Source organism: Lacipirellula limnantheis, from assembly GCF_007746075.1.
Taxonomy (GTDB): domain Bacteria; phylum Planctomycetota; class Planctomycetia; order Pirellulales; family Lacipirellulaceae; genus Lacipirellula; species Lacipirellula limnantheis.
In genome coordinates, this window is the sequence record NZ_CP036339.1 from 725,634 (window position 1) to 743,290 (window position 17,657).

Here is a 17,657-nt window from a genome sequence, read left to right on the forward strand (position 1 = left end):
CCGCACTGCGGTCGTCCCGCGCTGCCGTTAGTTGCGGCCGCGTCGTACCGCAGCCAGCATCCCCGCCGCTCCGCATGAGAGCAGCGCCAGGCAACTCGGCTCCGGCACGGCCAGCGGCGCTCCCAGCACGAAGGCCGTCGTCGTCGCCGATCGCATGACCTCCAGACCGGTGATCGCGATGTTGTTCTTTAAGAAGACGCTGATGGCCGGATTCCCCGGCACCGCGCTGCCGTCGAACCGGTACACCCCCGCGATGAACGAGTAGTTCGGCATGTCGGACGCCACCGCCGTCGCCGACGCCGCAAACGGCACGTCGAGCCACGGCGTCGTCACCAGGCTTGTCCCATTGAACGCCCGCAACTGAAAGTTCTCCGGCGAGGCCGAGCCGTTGTCGAGGTCGCCGAACTGAAAGTACGTTCCTACCGGCAGCGCGCCAGGAGCGTAGCCGCCGCTGACCGAGAAATCGTACAGTGCGGTCCCTGTCACCGGCGCCCCGACCGGCGGCGTGTGCGGCATCGCCCCCGTCGCGGGAAACGTTCCGATCCAGGCCGGATTCGCCGGCACGCTCCACGTCCCGGTGAACGGCCCGCCCGCGGCGCCCGCCGCCACGTAAATCTGCCGCGTCGGATCGCCCGTGGCGCCAGGGAAACTCAGCGTGCCGCTGCCCGTCAACGGTACGGCCAATGTCGGAGCGATCGACAACAAAGAAACAAACGACGCCAGCGCAAAGCTGGAAAGAGAGCGATTCATGAGCTGAAACCTTTGCAGTGTGAGATAAAAACGATGGGCAAGTGCCGGAGCCGGCATTCGCTACGAAAGCATTCCAATCGTTTCTATTTCATTCGCCGCAATCAGCTCAGAACCAAGATCGCGCGGTCTTTACGGCCGCAGGCCTGCGCCACCCTGGGGTGGCAGACCTCGGCGGGAGCGTTGCCCCGCCGCATTCCGCGGGCCGTCAATGCGGCCCGACTCTCCGCAGCCTAACCAGTCGTGCGCGGAATGAAAGTCCTTTTTCTAGAAGCTAGCAATTTTTTCTTCGCGAGCCTCAGTTCCGTCCGCTCCCCCGCCTGAGGGCAGAATTGCCGTGACCGGTTGTTTCACGCGCCAATTCGCATCTCCCCATGTCGATTGCTCCGCCGCGCTCCATGCCTGAGAATGCCGTCAGACACTACGGCGCCGCGCCGCGGTTGGCTAGCAGCGAATAATGGAAGCACGGGAGGAGCGAATATGCCTCAGGCGGAACAATTCAACCGGCGGACGGCGGCAAAGGCAGCGGGGACGGCGCTTGCCGCGACATTTGTCGCGTCGTTGGCCGCAGGCGAGTCGCGCAGCGAAGAGACCGCGCCCTCAGCCCCTAAAGGCAATGTCAAACAGTCCCTCTGCCGCTGGTGCTACGGCGACGTCCCGCTCGACAAACTCGCCGCCGCCGCCAAAGCCATAGGCTATCAGTCGATCGAGCTCGTCACGCCCGAGGAGTTCCCCACGGTCCAGGCCGCCGGTCTCACCTGCGCGATGCTCAGCGGCGCCGACGCCATCGACCGCGGCTTCAATCGCCCTCAGCATCACGAGCAGCTCAAGATCGCCCTCGCCGATCACATCGAGTTCGCGGCCAAGCATGGCATGCCGAACGTCATCTGCTTCTCCGGCAACCGCCGCGGCATGAGCGACGACGAAGGCCTCGAGCACTGCACCGCCGGCCTGAAGCAGATCGTCGGCCTCGCCGAACAGAAGAACGTCACGATCTGCATGGAGCTCCTCAACAGCCGCGTCGACCACGGCGACTACATGTGCGACCGCACCCCCTGGGGCGTCGAACTCGTCAAACAGGTCGGCTCGCCGCGCTTCAAGCTCCTCTACGACATCTACCACATGCAGATCATGGAGGGAGACGTCATCCGTACGATCCGCGACAACCAGCAGTACATCGGCCATTACCACACCGGCGGCAATCCGGGCCGGCACGAGATCGACGACACGCAAGAGCTCAATTACCCGGCGATCATGCGCGCGATCGTGGAGACCGGCTACGATGGCTACGTCGGCCAAGAGTTCATCCCCAGCCGCGACCCGCTCACCTCGCTCGCCGAGGGCTTCAAGATTTGCGATGTCTGAGCGTCGCCGCCGCCGTCACGCCGGCGCGAACCGCTCCACCAACTCTCGCCGACCCGCGAGCTCGTGCAGAAACTTCCGCGAGCGTTGGGCTGCCGCCAAGTCGACGTTCCCCGACGCGTCGGCCGCGATTTCGAGGATGACGCCCCCTTCGAACCGCAGTCGCGAGAGCTGCGCGACCAGCGGCTGCCAATCGATCGAGCCTTCGCCCGGCGGAAGATGGTCGTCCCGGTTGCCGCGGTTGTCGCTGGCGTGAATCATCCACAAATGCCCCGACAGCTTGTGCACCACCGTCGCCAGGTCGCCCGATAGATACGCGTGGCCCGTATCGAGGCAGATCCCCACGTCGCAGGCGTTGATCGCCCCTAGGATCCACAGCACGTCCTTGGCGTGACCGAAAAAGAGATGCGGAAGCATATTTTCCAGCACCAGCGCCGTCCCCAGCTCGCGGCAGCGGCGCGCCAGATAATTCAGCGACTCGGCCGCCGTTTCCATCCGCTGCAGCCGCTCCTCGCCCGAAATCGGCGAGCGCTCGGGCCCTGGGTGAATCACGAAGTAACGCGCGCCGAGCTCAGCCGCCGCCGCCTGCTCCACGGCGACCACCGCCGGCCCGCGCACGGCGGGGTCGCCCGACGTGATGTCGATATGGTCGGCGAACGGGGCGTGGAACGAGTACGGTTCCAGTTGCAGCTCGCGAATCCGCTGCGCCGCTCGCTTCACCAGCGGCAGATCTCGGTAGTCTAAGTGCGCCGGGAACGAACAGATTTCGAGAATCGTAAACCCGGCGTCGCGAACTTGCTCCAAGCAACCAAAGATGCTGCGTTGATAGAAGCAGCCCGTGGAGATGCCAATTGGCCAGTCGCTCATTTCAATTCTCCCATGTCCCATCGCCAACGGTTGTCGTTGCCGGGCGGCCGGGGGTCACCAATTGCTGGAGCCGCCCCACGCGGTCAACCAGCAGCAAACGATGCCCCTCCAAAATCTCGCCGCAGCCGGCCCACGAGCAATAGCCCTTCTCCCGCGTCGATTGACAGTTGAAATCGATAAGCGGGTCAAGGCCGTCCGCCAGCAATCCGGTGAATAGGCGGGTATAGAAGTCTGCCCGCAGCGCCGCGTCGTAGACAAACCAGCCCGGCGCCCATTGGTAGTCGCGCTCGTACTTCGAGCGTATCAGCCCCGCAATATGCTGCGGATGCCAGCCCAACGCCGTCAACGTTCGCGCCACGTGCTGGATGCCGGCCGGCTTGAGCAGTAAGTCGTTCGGATATCGCAAGATGTGGGCAACGCAGCGCGGCAGCGTATCCAGCGGCGTCCTGTCGTACGTTTCCGGCCACCGCGCCGGAGGATCGTGATCGGCGCCGTAAAAATAGTCGTGGAAGCGGGCCAGCGTTGAACGCTTATATTCCGCCACGAGCTCGGCCATACCGCGCGATTGCTCTGGAATCTGCGTTGAAGCGCGACGGGCGAGCGCCCGAACCTGCGCGGCGTCGCGCATCACGCCCAGCGCGCTCGGATCGTCCATCTCATGGAGCGGAACGACGAACAGCGGGCCCCCGGCGCCGTCGCCCGGCGATGGCGCCGCGTGGCAACGCACCGATTTCAAGTACTGCGTGAAGGGCATCCGCAACGTCCGCGTATGCAGCGGATCGCCGTACTCCGACAAATCGATCGAAACAATCTCGCGCCCGCGATCGATGGGCCCCACTTCCACGGCTGTCAGTTCCACCGGGATCTCGCAGCCGCTGCCTTCGCGCAACATCCGGTGGGCAAAATACTCCATCACCATCCCCAGGCCGTGAAACGCCGCGGCCAGATCCAGCGGCGGCTTCAGCCCCTCGGGCGGCTGCGGCTGCATGGACTTCGCGAGCACCGTCTCAGGCAGCCGGCCCAAGTGCGCGAGCATGCCGCAAGCCTCCGACTGCCGCTGCAATCGCCAGACGAAATGATGGCCTCGCCCGCTCAATAGATGCAGCGGCGCAATCCCGTAGGCTGCTAGCAGTTCTTCGACCGCGTCGACGATCGGGCGCTGGATCGCAAATGCCCGGTGCGAATCGCGATGCGGCTCGGCCGCATCGTCGAAGTTCACATATTCCATATCGAGGTCGACCAGCAGCGACTCGCTGTCCCACAGCGAGCGGGCCACCTCGGCGTGCTGCTCGAGCAGTTCCGCGAGCGCGCTGGTCGGATGGGGGTTGTACCAGCGATAAGCTCCGCGCCCTTCGATGGAGATGAAGCGCGCCGTCGCTCGTTCGGAGCGCGACCCGCCCAGAAACTCCGCCAGCCGCGCCCGCACCGCCAGATCGTCGTAAAACTCCGTTGTCATCGGCCGTTACCCCCCGCCTTTTTGGCAGCCCCTAACGGCAGCCATGAACCAAGGCCGCAACAATCGCGCCGCGCCCGTGCGGACGCCGCACGGGCTGAACCCACCCGCCCCGCAATAAGCCGGCGACTCGCTGGCAGCTCCGGGTGGGGCGCGCATGTGCGTCGCGGCACTACGGCAAAGGGGGGAGTTTTTTTCACGACGCGCGGCGGCGCCGACGTTCCACGTGGAAATCGCACGCTGCCGATCGCCAACGTCCGCGGTATGGCGTTTGCAAAATAGTACATCAGAGGACAAATAGTCTTGACGTTCTCGTAAGGTGTCGGGGGCACGGGCCCCGCGCGAGATGACTTTTCAATTCGATTGAGATTCATGTCCGTCACGTTGTCCACGGCGGAGTCGGGGACTGAAAAAACCGCCAGCGGCCTGTGATGCTCGTGAGACCGCTGGAGAGGAGCGATCTTCCGATGAACGCCTATTCATTGATCATGTTGCTCATGGTGGCGACGTTCGTTGTCGCCCTCATCGTCATGGCTCAGTCGTGCAACTAGCACTCGCATCCGGCTAAGCCGGATGATTTGCTTCAGGTCATTCAACGCGAAAGGAGTTAACCATGACCACTGCCATTGCCAAACGCGAACCTCGCACGCTAGCCTCGCGCGAGCCCTTCCAAGCGATTCGAGACGACTTCGAAGGAATGTGGCGCCAACTTGTCGGCGAGCGCATGCCCGGCTGGTTGTCGACGCCGATGATGCCCGCGCTCGACGTAAAGGAGACCCCCAACGCGGTCGAAGTCCGCGTCGATCTCCCCGGCTTCGCCGCCGACGACATCAACGTGCAACTCGCCAACAACGTGCTGACGGTCAGCGGAACCCGCGAAGAAGAGGAGAAGCAAGAGAATGAAGCGTTCCACCGCATCGAGCGGCGGTGCGGCAGTTTCTCTCGCTCCGTGGCGTTGCCGGTCCGCGTCGCCGAGGAGAAGGTCGACGCGAAATTCCGCAACGGCGTCCTCACCGTTTCGCTCCACAAGTGCGACAACGGCAAGTGCCGCAAGATCAAAGTTCAAGAATAGTTCGCGTCACTCATCAACCGCCGCTGCGGTCCCCCCTAGGGGGCCGCAGCGGTGCCCGTGCACAGCGGCAAACCGGCCGGGTGCGGCTCTAGCCATGAAGGGAGTTCATCATGGCCCCCAAACTTCAAGAGCCGATGCACCACGAGCATCTCGAGTGGAAATCTGAAAACGACCTCTGGCTCGACGAAGTCCGCACCTGGCAGTTCGAACTCTACCAAGTCAAATCCGAGGCCCCGCGCTTGCAGGCCAGCCACGAGCGGGCCCTCGCCGCGCAGGCCGAAGCGATTCGCACCGACAAAGAACGGCTCGGCAAAGAGGAGGACATCCTCGCCATGGACGAGTCCTGCCTCGACCAACAACCGACCCCCGACGCCCGCTTCGCCCAAGAGCAGCTGCTGCATCAGAAAGAGTGGCGCGACACGACCGCATCAAGCGCCACCACCACCAAGTGATGAAGCAGTGGCTGAAACTGATGAACGTCCTCGGCAAAAGCATGTAAACTACGGTCATCATACGAGATCGCCAATCCATAGTCATCGCTCGCCATCTCGAGGAACCCCAGGCGAGCCGCCAGCGTCAGCTCCCGGAAGACCCTGCCAGTAGTGCCGCCTGACTCTTACCGCCCCGCAGCCAGCAGACGCGCAATCTGCGTTAGTCGCCCGTAGGTCATCAGCACCCCCGCCCAGCACCAGAAACACCCGGCTCTCGATTGGCGGCGGGTCGGCCGACACCAGGCCGATAGATTCAATGAACCCCGCGGTGCAGTGTCGTTGTCATTCCCGTCACTGCCGTCGATGAGCAGTGCGGGCCAGATAGCGTTTGTTGCCATCGAGGCAACGCTGCCAAGCGCGACGTTTTCAGAAATGGCGGTCACACGTCCGCCTCACCACCGCCTCGGAAATCTTAGAGAGCGTGACTGACGAGTTTGCGGCAACGGCTTTAGAAGTAGAGAGACGATGAAAGAGGAAGAATTACGTGACCTGCCCTCGAGTAGGGTCCCCAGCGGGGGTTACTGGACCTACCAAGCGGTCCAAGTTTCGGGGGCCGCTTGTCAACGTCTCCAAGTGGATGATCTTGATCCCGATCTGCCGGCCAGATGGCATGGAGTTGGGCGTTGGCTTCAGCTCGATTTCGTGTCCACGGTCTAAAAGGAAAGTGCGATTCATAAATACGGTAAAGCGGCCGAACCGATGGCGGCCGCCGCTCGCCAGACCGTTGAATAAGAACTGTTGAACAGCAGGTTGGCCTGGCGACTTCCGCCGCCCAGCGCCTTGGCAATCCTGTGCGACCCGTCCGCCGAAGCGAACTGACGGCCGTTTTGCCCATGCCAACTTAGGCCGTTGAACGCTTTATTTGCCGCGTGACCAGTTGCCGCACGTCGCAGCGCCCCTCCCGGCGCCGAGGCTGCGCACGTCGCAGCGCGCCCTCGCTCAAGAAAACATCGCCCCGCCCAAATTGATCTTGACTCCCAAGGCGATTTATGCATCGCCAGCGCCGTTGGATATTGCGGGAAAACTATCACTTCCCAAATTCCGCGCGGCCCGCGCAATAACGGACTTGACATGGTCTCGGCCGGCGCCATTAGGCTGACAGGCGTGGCGAGTGCGCGGCGTCGTGCCTCCGCTCGCCGCGGCGACCTGTTCGGGCAGTTCGCCGACGTCAACGCCGCGGCGACGCTCAGCCTGGGCTGGCGGCGAAGCGTCACCTGCCCAACAGTCCGCCTCCGTCACAAGTATCTGCCGGCTGTCGGCCGAGATCCGCGATCTTGTCCGCACGCAAAAGGAACGCGACCATGGAAGTTGAAACTAAACGTCGTTCTCCGCGCGCCCTGCAGGCCGCCCAGCGTTGGCTCGCGGCGCGGCTGCCACCGGAGGAACTCGCGCGCCTCGACCGGCAAGGCTTCGTCGCGTTTGAGTTCCTGCCATCAGGGACGCGATGCGCCAAGCTCCGCTACCGGGACCTCAGCGGCCGGCAGCGGGTGGCGTACATCGGCGTCGACCGGCGGCTGGCCCGTCGCATCGCGGCGTACCTCGCCTGGCGGCAAGCGGCGCGCCGCCGCCGGCGCAGGCTCAACGCGCTGCAGCATGAGCGGCGGCGGCTGCTGGCGTCGGTGCAGGCGCGCTTGCTGCCCCATCTCGACGCGTCGATTTGGCACTTTCACGGTCGAGCTCTGCGTCTACGGCGCGGCTGCGCGCGGCATGGTCCGCGCCCCGCGCTCGACGCCTGCACGAACGTGAGAGGATTGATGATGACGACCACAACTCAAGACGCTACCCAATCGCCCGCTGGACCCTCCCCCTCGCCAAGCGGCGAGCGTCATGACCCCCTGCGCCGCTGGGCCCAGCGGCAAGCATCGCCCATCGGGGCGGCGCTCGGCTGGCTCACTGCCGACGTGTGCGAGCTGACATCGAAGTTCGCCGTGCCGCTGAAGGCCGAGCTCCGCGACGCAGCGACGTCGCCGGATAATTTGGGACGGGTCGCAGGCGACCTGCGGCAATACTCCCAGCTGAGCCGCCAAGCCGAGCGTTGCCTGCGGCTGGCGCATGAGCTGGAGAAGGCCAACGCATGCGAAGCGAAGTTGCGGCCAGTTGATACCTATGGCGGGCGGTCTGCTGTTGGCGAGGCGACGGCCACAGCGCCCGCGACGGCAAGCGCCACGCCGCCGACGCCTGTGGTAACCACCTAGCGGGTGGCCGTGCCTCTCGCTCCACCGTTCTATGATCTTTGACAATTTAGTTTTTGTATCAACGCGCGCCGCCGCCGGCCACGGCGGCGCGCGTACGGAGGAAGGACGGTCGCCCCTCGAGCATGATCACCTGCTCGATGACCGCGCCGGCGCCGCTGATAGCTAAACGAAGTCACCAGGCGCGAGAAAGGCGCCTCCGCCCCGCAGCTGCCAGCGCCAGGCGTGTGGCGCCTGGCGCTGGCAGCCCGCCGCGGGCTTCACGCGCCGCTAGGCGCTCCCTCGCCGAGGAAGGTCGTCCAGCTATCGTAGAGCTCGCGGCGCAGCTGACTGACGCGTCCGGCGGTCAGCTGACAAAGCGCCGCGACGACGTTGGTGCGCTCCCCGTGGGCCAGGGCGTGGACGACCCGTTGGTCGCGCACGGGCAGCGAGGCGAACCACTGGCCGAAGTCGATCCGCAGCGCCGCCAGCTCGGCGGGCGTGGCGCGGCGAGAGTCGCACAGCTCGGCGGCCACATCGATCGATTCGGTGCGCCGGCCGCGCAAGCGCCACTTGCGGGAGCCGACGTCGGCCGCATTGTCCCGGCTCCCCAAGAGCCGACCCGCTCGATAGCGACGCACGGCGAACCGGGCCAGCGTCGTGGGGTAAGCGCGACCGCCGCGTCCCGACGCCGCCAGCCGCGCGTAGTCGACGGCCGCGGCGGCCAAAGTGGTCTGCACGGCTTCGTCTCGTTCTTCGGGCGCGAGCTTCCGAAAGGCGACTCGGGCGTACCGCTCGATCGTCGGCGCCATCTCGATGAAAGCGGCTTGCCACGCCAGCGTGGCGCGGACGCTCTCCGTTGTTTTTGCCGTCAGGGACATGGCAGCTTCCTCTCTGCTGGGACCGCCGCCAGAGGCGCGGCGGTCGGGTGAATAAGACGTGAACCGCGCGGGCGAAGCATCGCGCGGCGGCGCCGGTCGGTCGGCGGGGCCGCTGTGGCTCGCTCGGCGCGAGCTAGCAGGCCCAGTGATTTGTGGCGCGAAACGGTGATCGATTTAGTGCGCGCCGCGCTTTATCGGACCAGCGGCGTGGCCCGACAGCGACGAACGTTGGCGTCGCGGTCAGCGATTGCCGGCGTGACTACGGGCGAGCGCTGCCGCGCACGCCGGGGCGTTGGCGGGCCAGCGAAGATTTGCTGCGGGGGAGGAGGACGGTTGCGACCGTTGGGGGGGCGACGAGCCGCTCCGGGTCAGCGCCAGGGGAAGAGCAGGGGCGACGGGGAGCCAGCAAGCGCCCGACCGGACGTTGAACTGCCCTTGGTCGTCCGCTTATCCTGGACAATCCCAGCCGCGAGCATCCGCATGAAGTTGACCACCACTCATCGCTCCGCCGTCACCGCCTGTTTGCACCCGGCGGACGTACCGCCAAGCGGGCTGATCAGTTGCCGGGCACGATGTGAAGCAGGAATCATTCCCGAGCGATACGTCATGCAGCTATTGAATGGGCTCACGGTGGCCGGAGCCGTCCGCAGCGTCAAAGGTCGCCACGGCGGCTTCGCTCTCCCGCCATTTCCGAAATTTCCCATCCCAACGCCGCACAACTCAAACGTTTCGTCCACCCAGCCCGGACAAAACAAGGGGAACGACAGGATGTCGACGAACCGCGCCAAACCCGAGGAAAACCGCCTGCCGTCCGCGGTCGCGCTCCGTGAGCGGCGAGTTTTGTCCGCTCCGATCGAGTTTTCACTAGGGCGAAACGGACAGAACCTACCGGCCCAAGCGCCAGCTGATAAAATGGCGGCCCGCAGCCGGTCGGTCTCGCGCTCGTCCCCTTGTCCAACGACTCGCTTCGTTCCACTCAGCACTCACACGTCTTCGCAGTGAAGGACTTCCGTTCGATGGCTCAGCAGCAACTCAACGTCGCACTGATCGGTTACAAGTTCATGGGCAAGGCCCACAGCCAGGCCTGGCGAACCGTGGGGCGGTTCTTCGATCTCGACGCCGAACCGGTGATGAAGGCGGTTTGCGGACGCGACGCGGCGGCGGTGGCGGAGTTTGCCCAGCGTTGGGGTTGGGAAACCTCTTCGCCCGACTGGCGCGAGGTGGTCAACCGGAAGGACGTCGACGTCGTCGACATTTCGACCCCGGGCTACACCCACGACGAGATCGCGATCGCCGCGGCCGCCGCGGGGAAGCACGTTTTTTGCGAGAAGCCCCTTTGCTTCACCGTCGCCCAGGCCAAGGAGATGCTCGCTGCCGTCCGCAAGGCGGGGGTGAAGCACATGGTCAACTTCAACTACCGTCGCGTGCCGGCCGTGGCGCTGGCGAAGCAGATGATCGACAGCGGCGCGATCGGTCAGATCCGGCATGCCCGGTTCACGTACCTGCAGGATTGGCTCGTCGACCCGCAGTTCCCCATGAACTGGCGGATGCGGGCCGACGCCGCCGGCAGCGGAGCGCATGGCGACCTCGGGGCGCACTCGATCGACCTCGCTCGCTACCTCGTCGGCGAGATCGGCGAAGTCGTCGGCATGCAGAAGACCTTTATTACCGAGCGGCCGTCAGAGGGGACCTCCAGCGGCCTGACCGCGACGGCCGGCGAGGGCGTTGAAAAGGTAACGGTCGACGATGCGTCGATCTTCATGGCGAAGTTCACCGGCGGGGCCCTCGGCACGTTCGAAGCGACGCGCATGGCCCCGGGGCGGAAGAACTACAACCGGTTCGAACTGAACGGCAGCAAGGGATCGCTCGTCTGGTGCTTTGAGGACCTCAACTACCTCGACTACTACTCGACGGAAGATCCTGAGGACCGGCGCGGATTCCGGCGCATCATCGCGACCGAAGGCGTCCACCCGTACGCCGGCGCCTGGTGGCCGCCGGGACACATGATGGGCTACGACCATACCTTCTCGAACGCCGCGGCTGACCTGGTGCAGTGCATCGCGAACGACAAGTCGTGTGCGCCGTGCTTCCAAGACGGCGCCCAGTGCGTGGCGGTGCTGGAGGCAGTCGACAAGTCGATCGACGGGGGCAAGTGGGCGAAGGTGGAGATGATTGAGTAGAGGTACGAATGACCAATGACCAAGTCGCAATGACCAAAAGGGGAGCAGCGCCCGTTTTGATACTGGTCATTGGTGCTTGGTCATAGGGACGTTTCTAACCGGACGATTGCAAACCTAAACAACGGCAACAATCTTTTCATCATGTCAAGAATCAAAGCAGGCATTATCGGCACCGGATTCATCGGCCCCGCTCACATCGAGGCGCTGCGGCGGCTCGGGTTCGTCGAAGTGGCGGCCGTGTCGGAGCGGGACCAGGCGCTCGCCGATCGCAAGGCGGCCGAGCTGTCGATCCCCAAGGGGTATGGCGACTACAAGCAGCTGCTCGCCGATCCGGAGATTCAGGTGGTGCATAACTGCACGCCCAACCATCTTCACTTCGGCGTGAACTGCGACATCATCGCCGCCGGCAAGCATGTGATCAGCGAGAAGCCGCTCGCGATGAACTCGACCGAGTCGCGCGAGCTGGTGAACCGCGTCGAGAAGGCGGGGGTGATCAACGCGATCAATTTCAACTATCGCTACATGCCGCTGGTGCAGCAGGCGCGGGCGATGTGCCAGAACCACGACGACGTCGGCCGCGTGCTCGCCGTGCAAGGGAGCTACCTGCAGGATTGGCTCTTCAAGGAAACCGACTGGAACTGGCGGCTCGTGCCGGAGCTGTCGGGCGACTCGCGGGCGATCGCCGACGTCGGCAGCCATTGGTGCGACCTAATTCAATACGTCACCGGCTTGAAAATTACCCGCGTGATGGCCGACCTCGTAACGCTCCACCCGACGCGGAAGCGGCCGAAGGTGGAGGTCGAGACCTACGCCGGCAAGGTGCTTAAACCTGAAGAGATGGAAGACGTCGCCATCGGCACCGAGGACTATGCGTCGGTATTGTTGGAGTTCGACTCCGGCGCTCACGGCGTGTTGACGGTCAACCAATGCGCGGCGGGGCGAAAGAACCGGTTGTTCTACGAGATCAACGGTTCGAAGTGCGGCCTCTCGTGGGATCAGGAGAAACCCAACGAGCTCTGGATCGGTCACCGCGATCGGCCGAACGAGGTGATGATGAAGGACCCGAGCCTGCTCTACCCCGAGGCGCGCGAGTACGCCCATTACCCCGGCGGCCACAACGAGGCGTATCCTGACGGGCCGAAGAATCTCTTCCGCAACGTCTACGGATTCATCGCGGGGACGCGCAAAGGCGGGGACTTCGCGACGTTCCTCGACGGACACAACGAAATCGCCATTTGCGACGCGGTGCTCAAGAGCAGCCGGGCGAAGCAGTGGGTCGACGTGGAGTACTAGGCCGATGGCGACGACATTACCACGGAAGTTCGAGATCACGCGCGTCGCCGACCTGCCGCCGGTGGCGTGCCCCTGCGGCACGACGCGGCGGGCGTTCGTCGACGATCCCGATCGCGTGGCGTCGCTGCATGTGGTGGACATCAGCGTCGACGCGCGGACGCACTACCACAAGCGGCTCACCGAGATCTACTACATCCTCGAAGGCGAGGGGGAGATGGAGCTCGACGGCGAGCGGTATCCGGTGCGGCCGGGCGATTCGATCCTGATCAAGCCGGGCTGCCGGCACCGGGCCGTCGGGAAGCTGAAGGTGCTGAACGTGCCGATCCCGGCGTTCGACCCTAGCGACGAGTGGTTTGATTGAAACTGCGCTCAGCCCGCGATGAGCGTGGCGATCTTCCGCGCCGTTACGCTCAGCGGCAGATCGCCCAGTTCGGCCAGCGGCGTCCAGCGCACCGGGCTCGCGTCGGTCGAGCGGACGCGGCCGCCGGCGGCGCGGGCTTCGTAGCAGTCGAGCGTGATCCGGTAACGGGTGACGCCGTGCTTGAGCGTTTTTAGCAACCCGCCCGGTTCAATGTCGACGCCGGTCTGGTCGCGGACTTTGTCGACGAGCTCTCTGCGGACGAAGAGCGGGCCTTCGCCGTCGAGCGGGAAGCGGGGGAAGTCCCACATCCCTTCCCAGCGTTCGCCCTTGGCTCGCTGCCGCAACAGTACGCGGCCCGACTTGCGGACGACGACGGTCGCCTCGCGCACGGCCGTCACCTTGACTTTGGCGGCGAGCTTGGGGATCTCGCTCTGCAGGCCCGCGGCGAATGCGGTGCAGTGAGCGGTGACGGGGCACTCGTTGCAACGCGGGTCGGAGGGTTTGCAAACCAGGGCGCCGAGCTCCATCAGCGCGAGGTTGAACTTCCCGGCGCCGGTGGCTGGGAGCAGCGATTCGGCGGCCTCCCAGATGTGCCGCTGCCCGGCCCCGCCGACGACCTCGCCCCGATAGCCGGTGAGGCGAGCGAGGACGCGTTGCGTGTTCGTCTCGACGATCGGCGCTGAGACGTCATAGGCGAATGAGGCGACGGCGCCGGCGGTGTAGCGGCCGACGCCGGGGAGCGCCATCAGTGACTTCACGTCACGCGGCAGCTGGCCATCGTGCTCGGCGACAATTACCTTCGCGGCGGCATGGAGGCCGCGGGCGCGGCGATAGTAGCCGAGGCCTTCCCACAGGCGGAGCACCTGCTGCTCGTCGGCGGCCGCTAAGGCGTGAACGGTGGGAAATGCGGCGACGAACGCCGTGAACTTCGGCCCCGCCATCGCGACGGTCGTCTGCTGCAGCATGATCTCGCTAAGCCAGATCTGATACGGATCGCGGGTCCGCCGCCAGGGCATGTCGCGCTTGTGCTTGTCGAACCACGCGAGCAGCTTGCGCCGGAACGACTGGCGCTCTTTGGCGTCTTTCAGAGTTTGCGTGGTGCAATCCGTTGCCATGCTTTGAGTTTAGATGATCTCACGCAAAGGCGCGAAGGCGCAAAGAAGAAAGCAATGCATTTGTATTCCTTTGCGCCTTCGCGCCTTTGCGTGAAATCTTTCTCCAACTCAGCCTTCTTTCAAAGCCGCCACAACTTCCATCAGGGCCTTCTTGCCGTCGCCGAAGAGCATCAGGCAGTTGTCGGCCGCGAAGAGGGGGTTCGGGATCCCCGCGAAGCCAGGGCTGAGGCTCCGTTTCACGACGACGACGTTACGGGCCTTGTCGACGTTGAGGATCGGCATCCCGGCGATCGGGCTCGTGGGGTCGGTGTTGGCGAGCGGGTTCACGACGTCGTTGGCGCCGATGACGATCGCGACGTCGCACTGCGGGAACGTCGGGTTGATCTCCTCCATCTCCTTCAGCTGCTCGTACGGCACGTCGGCCTCAGCGAGCAGCACGTTCATGTGCCCCGGCATGCGGCCGGCGACGGGATGAATCGCGTACTCCACCGTGCAGCCATGTTCTTCGAGAATCGTCGCCAATTCGCGGACGACGTGCTGCGCCTGAGCGACGGCCAACCCATAGCCCGGGACGACAATGACGCGCTGGGCGCCCTCGAGCAGCATCGCCACGTCTTCGGGCGACGCACTCTTCACCTTGCCGGCGTAGATGTCGTCGCTAGATGCGGCGGAAGTCGGTTCCATGCGGCCGAACAGCACATTGGTGAAAGACCTGTTCATCGCCTTGCACATCACGATCGACAGGATCAGACCCGAACTGCCGTCGAGGGCGCCGGCGATGATCAGCAGATAGTTGTCGAGAATGAACCCCATCAAGCTGGCCGACAGGCCGGCGTAGGAGTTGAGCAGCGAGATCACCGTCGGCATGTCGGCGCCGCCGATGGGGATGACGAGGCAGAGGCCGAAGACGAGGCTCACCACGATCAGCAGCAAGAAGACGATCCAACTAGTGGGGCTAAAGATCAGCCAGATCGACAGCAGCGCCGCGACGCCGAGCAGCGAGAAGTTGATCGCGTTCTGGTTAGGAAGGCCCTTTATCGAGCTCGGCAGCAGCTCTTGCAGTTTGCCGAACGCGATGAGGCTGCCGGTGAATGTGAGGGCGCCGAGGAAGACTTCGATCGCGAGGATCGCCATCGTGAATTTGTCGAGGTGAGGCACGCCGGGAACGGCGACCTCTTCAAAGTAGTGGGCCGTCCCCACGAGCGCCGCGGCGAGGGCGCCGAAGGCATGCGAGAGGGCCGTCCGCTGCGGGACGGCGGTCATCGGCATCCAGATGGCCATCGGCGTGCCGATGATCGAGCCGAGGGCGATGCCGACCAGCACCCAATTGTAGGTGACGACGTCGTACATCAGCAGCGTGCCGATGACGGCGAGCGCCATGCCGATTTCGCCGGCCAGCACGCCGCGACGGGCGGTCTTCGGATGGCTCAGCCACTTGAGCGACAGAATGAAGAGCGCGGCCGCGATGAGGTACGAACCCCAGACGAGGATCGAATCGCGATCGGCCAGATGGCGCACGGCGCCGTTGGTCGAAATGTTCAACTCGACGTCGACGGCGGCGAACAGGGAGCCCAGCGAGTGGAGATTAGTCACGGCGACGGGTCTCCCGGCGGAACATCTTCAGCATCCGGTCGGTGATGAGGAACCCGCCGACGATGTTGATCGTCGCGGCGGTGACCGCGATGGTTCCCAGGACGGTGCTCAGCGTCGAGTGGCCGCCGGCGGTGATCTGAATCGCGGCGACGATCGCAATCGCGGAGATCGCGTTGGTGAGCGACATCAACGGCGTGTGGAGCAGCGGCGAGACGCGGCGAATCACCTCCAGCCCCAGGAAGGTGGCGAGGAGGAAGACGAAGAGTTTTGGTTCGAGGTTGTGCATTGATGAGGACCGTCAGTTGTACATGGTCAGTTGTCAGTTGCTGATGATTGGAATAGCGGCGTTCGAGTATGAGGTGGCGCAATTACTCACGATGATTTGCTAAGTAGTTTCTGCAGGTAGAAAACCAAGTACACGCCCAGTGTCGTTGAGAGCAGGTAAATCATCTTGAAAATGAACTCTTTATTCTCGTTGCCCCATGGTGAGCCATTTCGTCCAAGACAACCCGCGACATGCAACAACGCATAAAAAGGAATCGTTATCAAGCCGCCTATTGCAAAAGCACATAGGCCCACAAGCACGCACTTCACATATTTAGAGGTGTGTCTTTTAAGCTGGCTTGTCATCGATAGAATTCCAATTGAATTAATTGTTGAATCTATCCGTGGTTGCATCGCAGCTAGTGATTCGCGTTCTTTCTCACGCTAAATGATTTATTGGGGTCGGCTGCGGCGATAGTATTAGCGGGCCTAGGTTTAGCATTTCACGAAGTCGCGGCGGTTGCACTTGCCCATCTTTCGCGGCGAGCGTTTCGCGGATCACCTCGTCCTTGAGATCGATCACGAGTTCCCCTTTTTGAGTCAGCAATTGCAGCAGCGTGACGACGTTCTTGGCGAACATCTGGCTCGCGTGGTACGGAACGTCGCTGGCGAGATTCGTCGGGCCGAAGATCGTGACGCCATTCTCGACGACCGTCTCATCTGCGCGAGTCAATTCGCAATTGCCGCCGCGCTCGGCGGCCAAGTCAACGATCACCGATCCGGGCGCCATCCGCCGCACGGCGTCGGCCGTGACTAACAGCGGCGAGCGCTTGCCGGGGATGGCGGCGGTCGCGATGACGACGTCGCAACCGGCGACGACGGCCGCCAGTTGCTCGCGTTGCCGTTGAACTTGTTCGTCAGTGAGGGCCTTGGCGTAGCCTCCTTTGTCTTCGGCGTCGGCAGTGTCGAGTTTCAACTCGACGAACTTGGCGCCGAGACTTTCAATCTGTTCCTTCACCGCAGCGCGCACGTCGTACGCCTGGACCACGGCGCCAAGGCGACGTGACGAGGCGATCGCCTGCAGCCCCGCAACGCCGGCGCCGAGGACGAGCACCTTCGCCGGCGTGATCGTCCCGGCCGCAGTCATCAGCATCGGGAAGAGTCGCGGCAGTTGGTTCGCGGCAAGCAGCACCGCCTTGTAGCCAGCGACGGTCGCCATCGACGACAGCACGTCCATGCTTTGCGCACGGGTGATGCGCGGAATCAATTCGAGCGCGAACAACGTGACGCGGCGTTCAGCTAGTTCTTTGACCGCCTGCGGTTGACCCAGCGGATCGCAGAGGCCGATCACTACTTGGCCAGGGCGAAAGAGGTTGAGATCGTCGCGGCCCGCTTCGAGGTTAGCGCCAAGCGATCGCACCTGCAGGACGGCGTCAGCGTCTTGCACAGCCGCGGTGCGCGATAAAGCGATCTCGGCGCCCTTCTCGGCGTAGGCGGCGTCGGGAAAGCCCGCGCGCTCCCCTGCCCCGGTCTCAACGATTGTGTGCCAGCCTTGCTTGGCCAGCGACGGAATCAACGCGGGGACGAGTGCCACGCGGCGTTCGCCCGGATAGGTCTCGCGGAGGAGGGCAACTTTCATGCGTTCGCGACGGCTTGTACGGCCGTTGAATCGTGGAGATGCCAGATCAGAGCGCGTCGCGCCGACGCCAGAATATCGGAAGGGCTAGCTCTCACTGATTCTCGCAGAAAAGCGGGCGCGGAGAAATGGCGCCAATCGTGACGGGACCGCAATAAATCCCCAGGCGAA

At 64.1% G+C, this 17,657-nt stretch carries 15 protein-coding genes; 7 read left to right on the forward strand and 8 right to left on the reverse strand.

What is annotated here, in order from left to right; translation table 11 throughout:
* Positions 1-27 precede the first annotated feature (27 nt).
* Entirely contained in the window at positions 28-750 is a 723-nt protein-coding gene (locus I41_RS02785) for a hypothetical protein (protein WP_145430686.1), read from the reverse strand.
* Positions 751-1,227: 477 nt separating this feature from the next.
* Here I41_RS02785 and I41_RS02790 point away from each other — a divergent pair, with 477 nt between their 5' ends.
* Positions 1,228-2,112: a hydroxypyruvate isomerase family protein gene (locus I41_RS02790; RefSeq protein WP_145430688.1), complete on the forward strand. Its 885-nt coding sequence runs from the start codon at positions 1,228-1,230 to the stop codon at positions 2,110-2,112.
* Between the two features lie 15 nt (positions 2,113-2,127).
* On the opposite strand, the gene I41_RS02795 is transcribed toward I41_RS02790, so the two are convergent.
* The gene (locus tag I41_RS02795; protein ID WP_168206635.1) at positions 2,128-2,976 is read right to left on the reverse strand and encodes a sugar phosphate isomerase/epimerase family protein; all 849 of its coding nucleotides are present in this window, start codon (positions 2,974-2,976) and stop codon (positions 2,128-2,130) included.
* 1 nt (position 2,977) lies between these two features.
* The gene (locus I41_RS02800; protein ID WP_145430692.1) at positions 2,978-4,432 is read right to left on the reverse strand and encodes a hypothetical protein; all 1,455 of its coding nucleotides are present in this window, start codon (positions 4,430-4,432) and stop codon (positions 2,978-2,980) included.
* Positions 4,433-5,042: 610 nt separating this feature from the next.
* Between I41_RS02800 and I41_RS02805 the strand changes: the two genes are divergently transcribed.
* The 3 genes from I41_RS02805 (at position 5,043) to I41_RS02815 (ending at position 8,187) form a co-directional block, all read left to right on the forward strand.
* Positions 5,043-5,501: an Hsp20/alpha crystallin family protein gene (locus I41_RS02805; RefSeq protein WP_145430694.1), complete on the forward strand. Its 459-nt coding sequence runs from the start codon at positions 5,043-5,045 to the stop codon at positions 5,499-5,501.
* 110 nt (positions 5,502-5,611) lie between these two features.
* Positions 5,612-5,953 (forward strand): hypothetical protein, encoded by a 342-nt coding sequence (locus tag I41_RS02810; RefSeq protein ID WP_145430696.1) that lies wholly within the window; start codon positions 5,612-5,614, stop codon positions 5,951-5,953.
* Between the two features lie 1,340 nt (positions 5,954-7,293).
* Positions 7,294-8,187, forward strand: a complete 894-nt coding sequence (locus I41_RS02815; RefSeq protein ID WP_145430698.1) for a hypothetical protein — start codon at positions 7,294-7,296, stop codon at positions 8,185-8,187.
* A 257-nt stretch (positions 8,188-8,444) separates the two neighbouring features.
* Here I41_RS02815 and I41_RS02820 read toward each other — a convergent pair whose 3' ends face one another.
* Positions 8,445-9,044, reverse strand: a complete 600-nt coding sequence (locus I41_RS02820) for a hypothetical protein (RefSeq protein WP_145430700.1) — start codon at positions 9,042-9,044, stop codon at positions 8,445-8,447.
* A gap of 998 nt (positions 9,045-10,042) precedes the next feature.
* Here I41_RS02820 and I41_RS02830 point away from each other — a divergent pair.
* The 3 genes from I41_RS02830 (at position 10,043) to I41_RS02840 (ending at position 12,878) form a co-directional block, all read left to right on the forward strand.
* Entirely contained in the window at positions 10,043-11,224 is a 1,182-nt protein-coding gene (locus I41_RS02830) for a Gfo/Idh/MocA family protein (RefSeq protein ID WP_246133790.1), read from the forward strand.
* Positions 11,225-11,365: 141 nt separating this feature from the next.
* Entirely contained in the window at positions 11,366-12,517 is a 1,152-nt protein-coding gene (locus tag I41_RS02835) for a Gfo/Idh/MocA family protein (protein WP_145430704.1), read from the forward strand.
* 4 nt (positions 12,518-12,521) lie between these two features.
* Entirely contained in the window at positions 12,522-12,878 is a 357-nt protein-coding gene (locus I41_RS02840) for a cupin domain-containing protein (protein WP_145430705.1), read from the forward strand.
* 8 nt (positions 12,879-12,886) lie between these two features.
* Here I41_RS02840 and mutY read toward each other — a convergent pair whose 3' ends face one another.
* From mutY to I41_RS02860, 4 genes are all read right to left on the reverse strand, one after another.
* Positions 12,887-13,993, reverse strand: coding sequence for an A/G-specific adenine glycosylase (gene mutY, locus I41_RS02845; RefSeq protein ID WP_145430707.1), 1,107 nt, complete (start codon positions 13,991-13,993; stop codon positions 12,887-12,889).
* A gap of 108 nt (positions 13,994-14,101) precedes the next feature.
* Positions 14,102-15,586, reverse strand: a complete 1,485-nt coding sequence (locus I41_RS02850; protein ID WP_246133791.1) for an NAD(P)(+) transhydrogenase (Re/Si-specific) subunit beta — start codon at positions 15,584-15,586, stop codon at positions 14,102-14,104.
* Positions 15,579-15,872, reverse strand: a complete 294-nt coding sequence (locus I41_RS02855) for an NAD(P) transhydrogenase subunit alpha (RefSeq protein WP_145430709.1) — start codon at positions 15,870-15,872, stop codon at positions 15,579-15,581. Before I41_RS02855 ends, I41_RS02850 begins: the two co-directional genes overlap by 8 nt.
* Before the next feature lie 417 nt (positions 15,873-16,289).
* Positions 16,290-17,489 carry a Re/Si-specific NAD(P)(+) transhydrogenase subunit alpha gene (locus I41_RS02860; protein WP_145430711.1) on the reverse strand — a complete coding sequence of 400 codons (1,200 nt, stop codon included), beginning with the start codon at positions 17,487-17,489 and terminating at the stop codon, positions 16,290-16,292.
* Between the last annotated feature and the right edge of the window lie 168 nt (positions 17,490-17,657).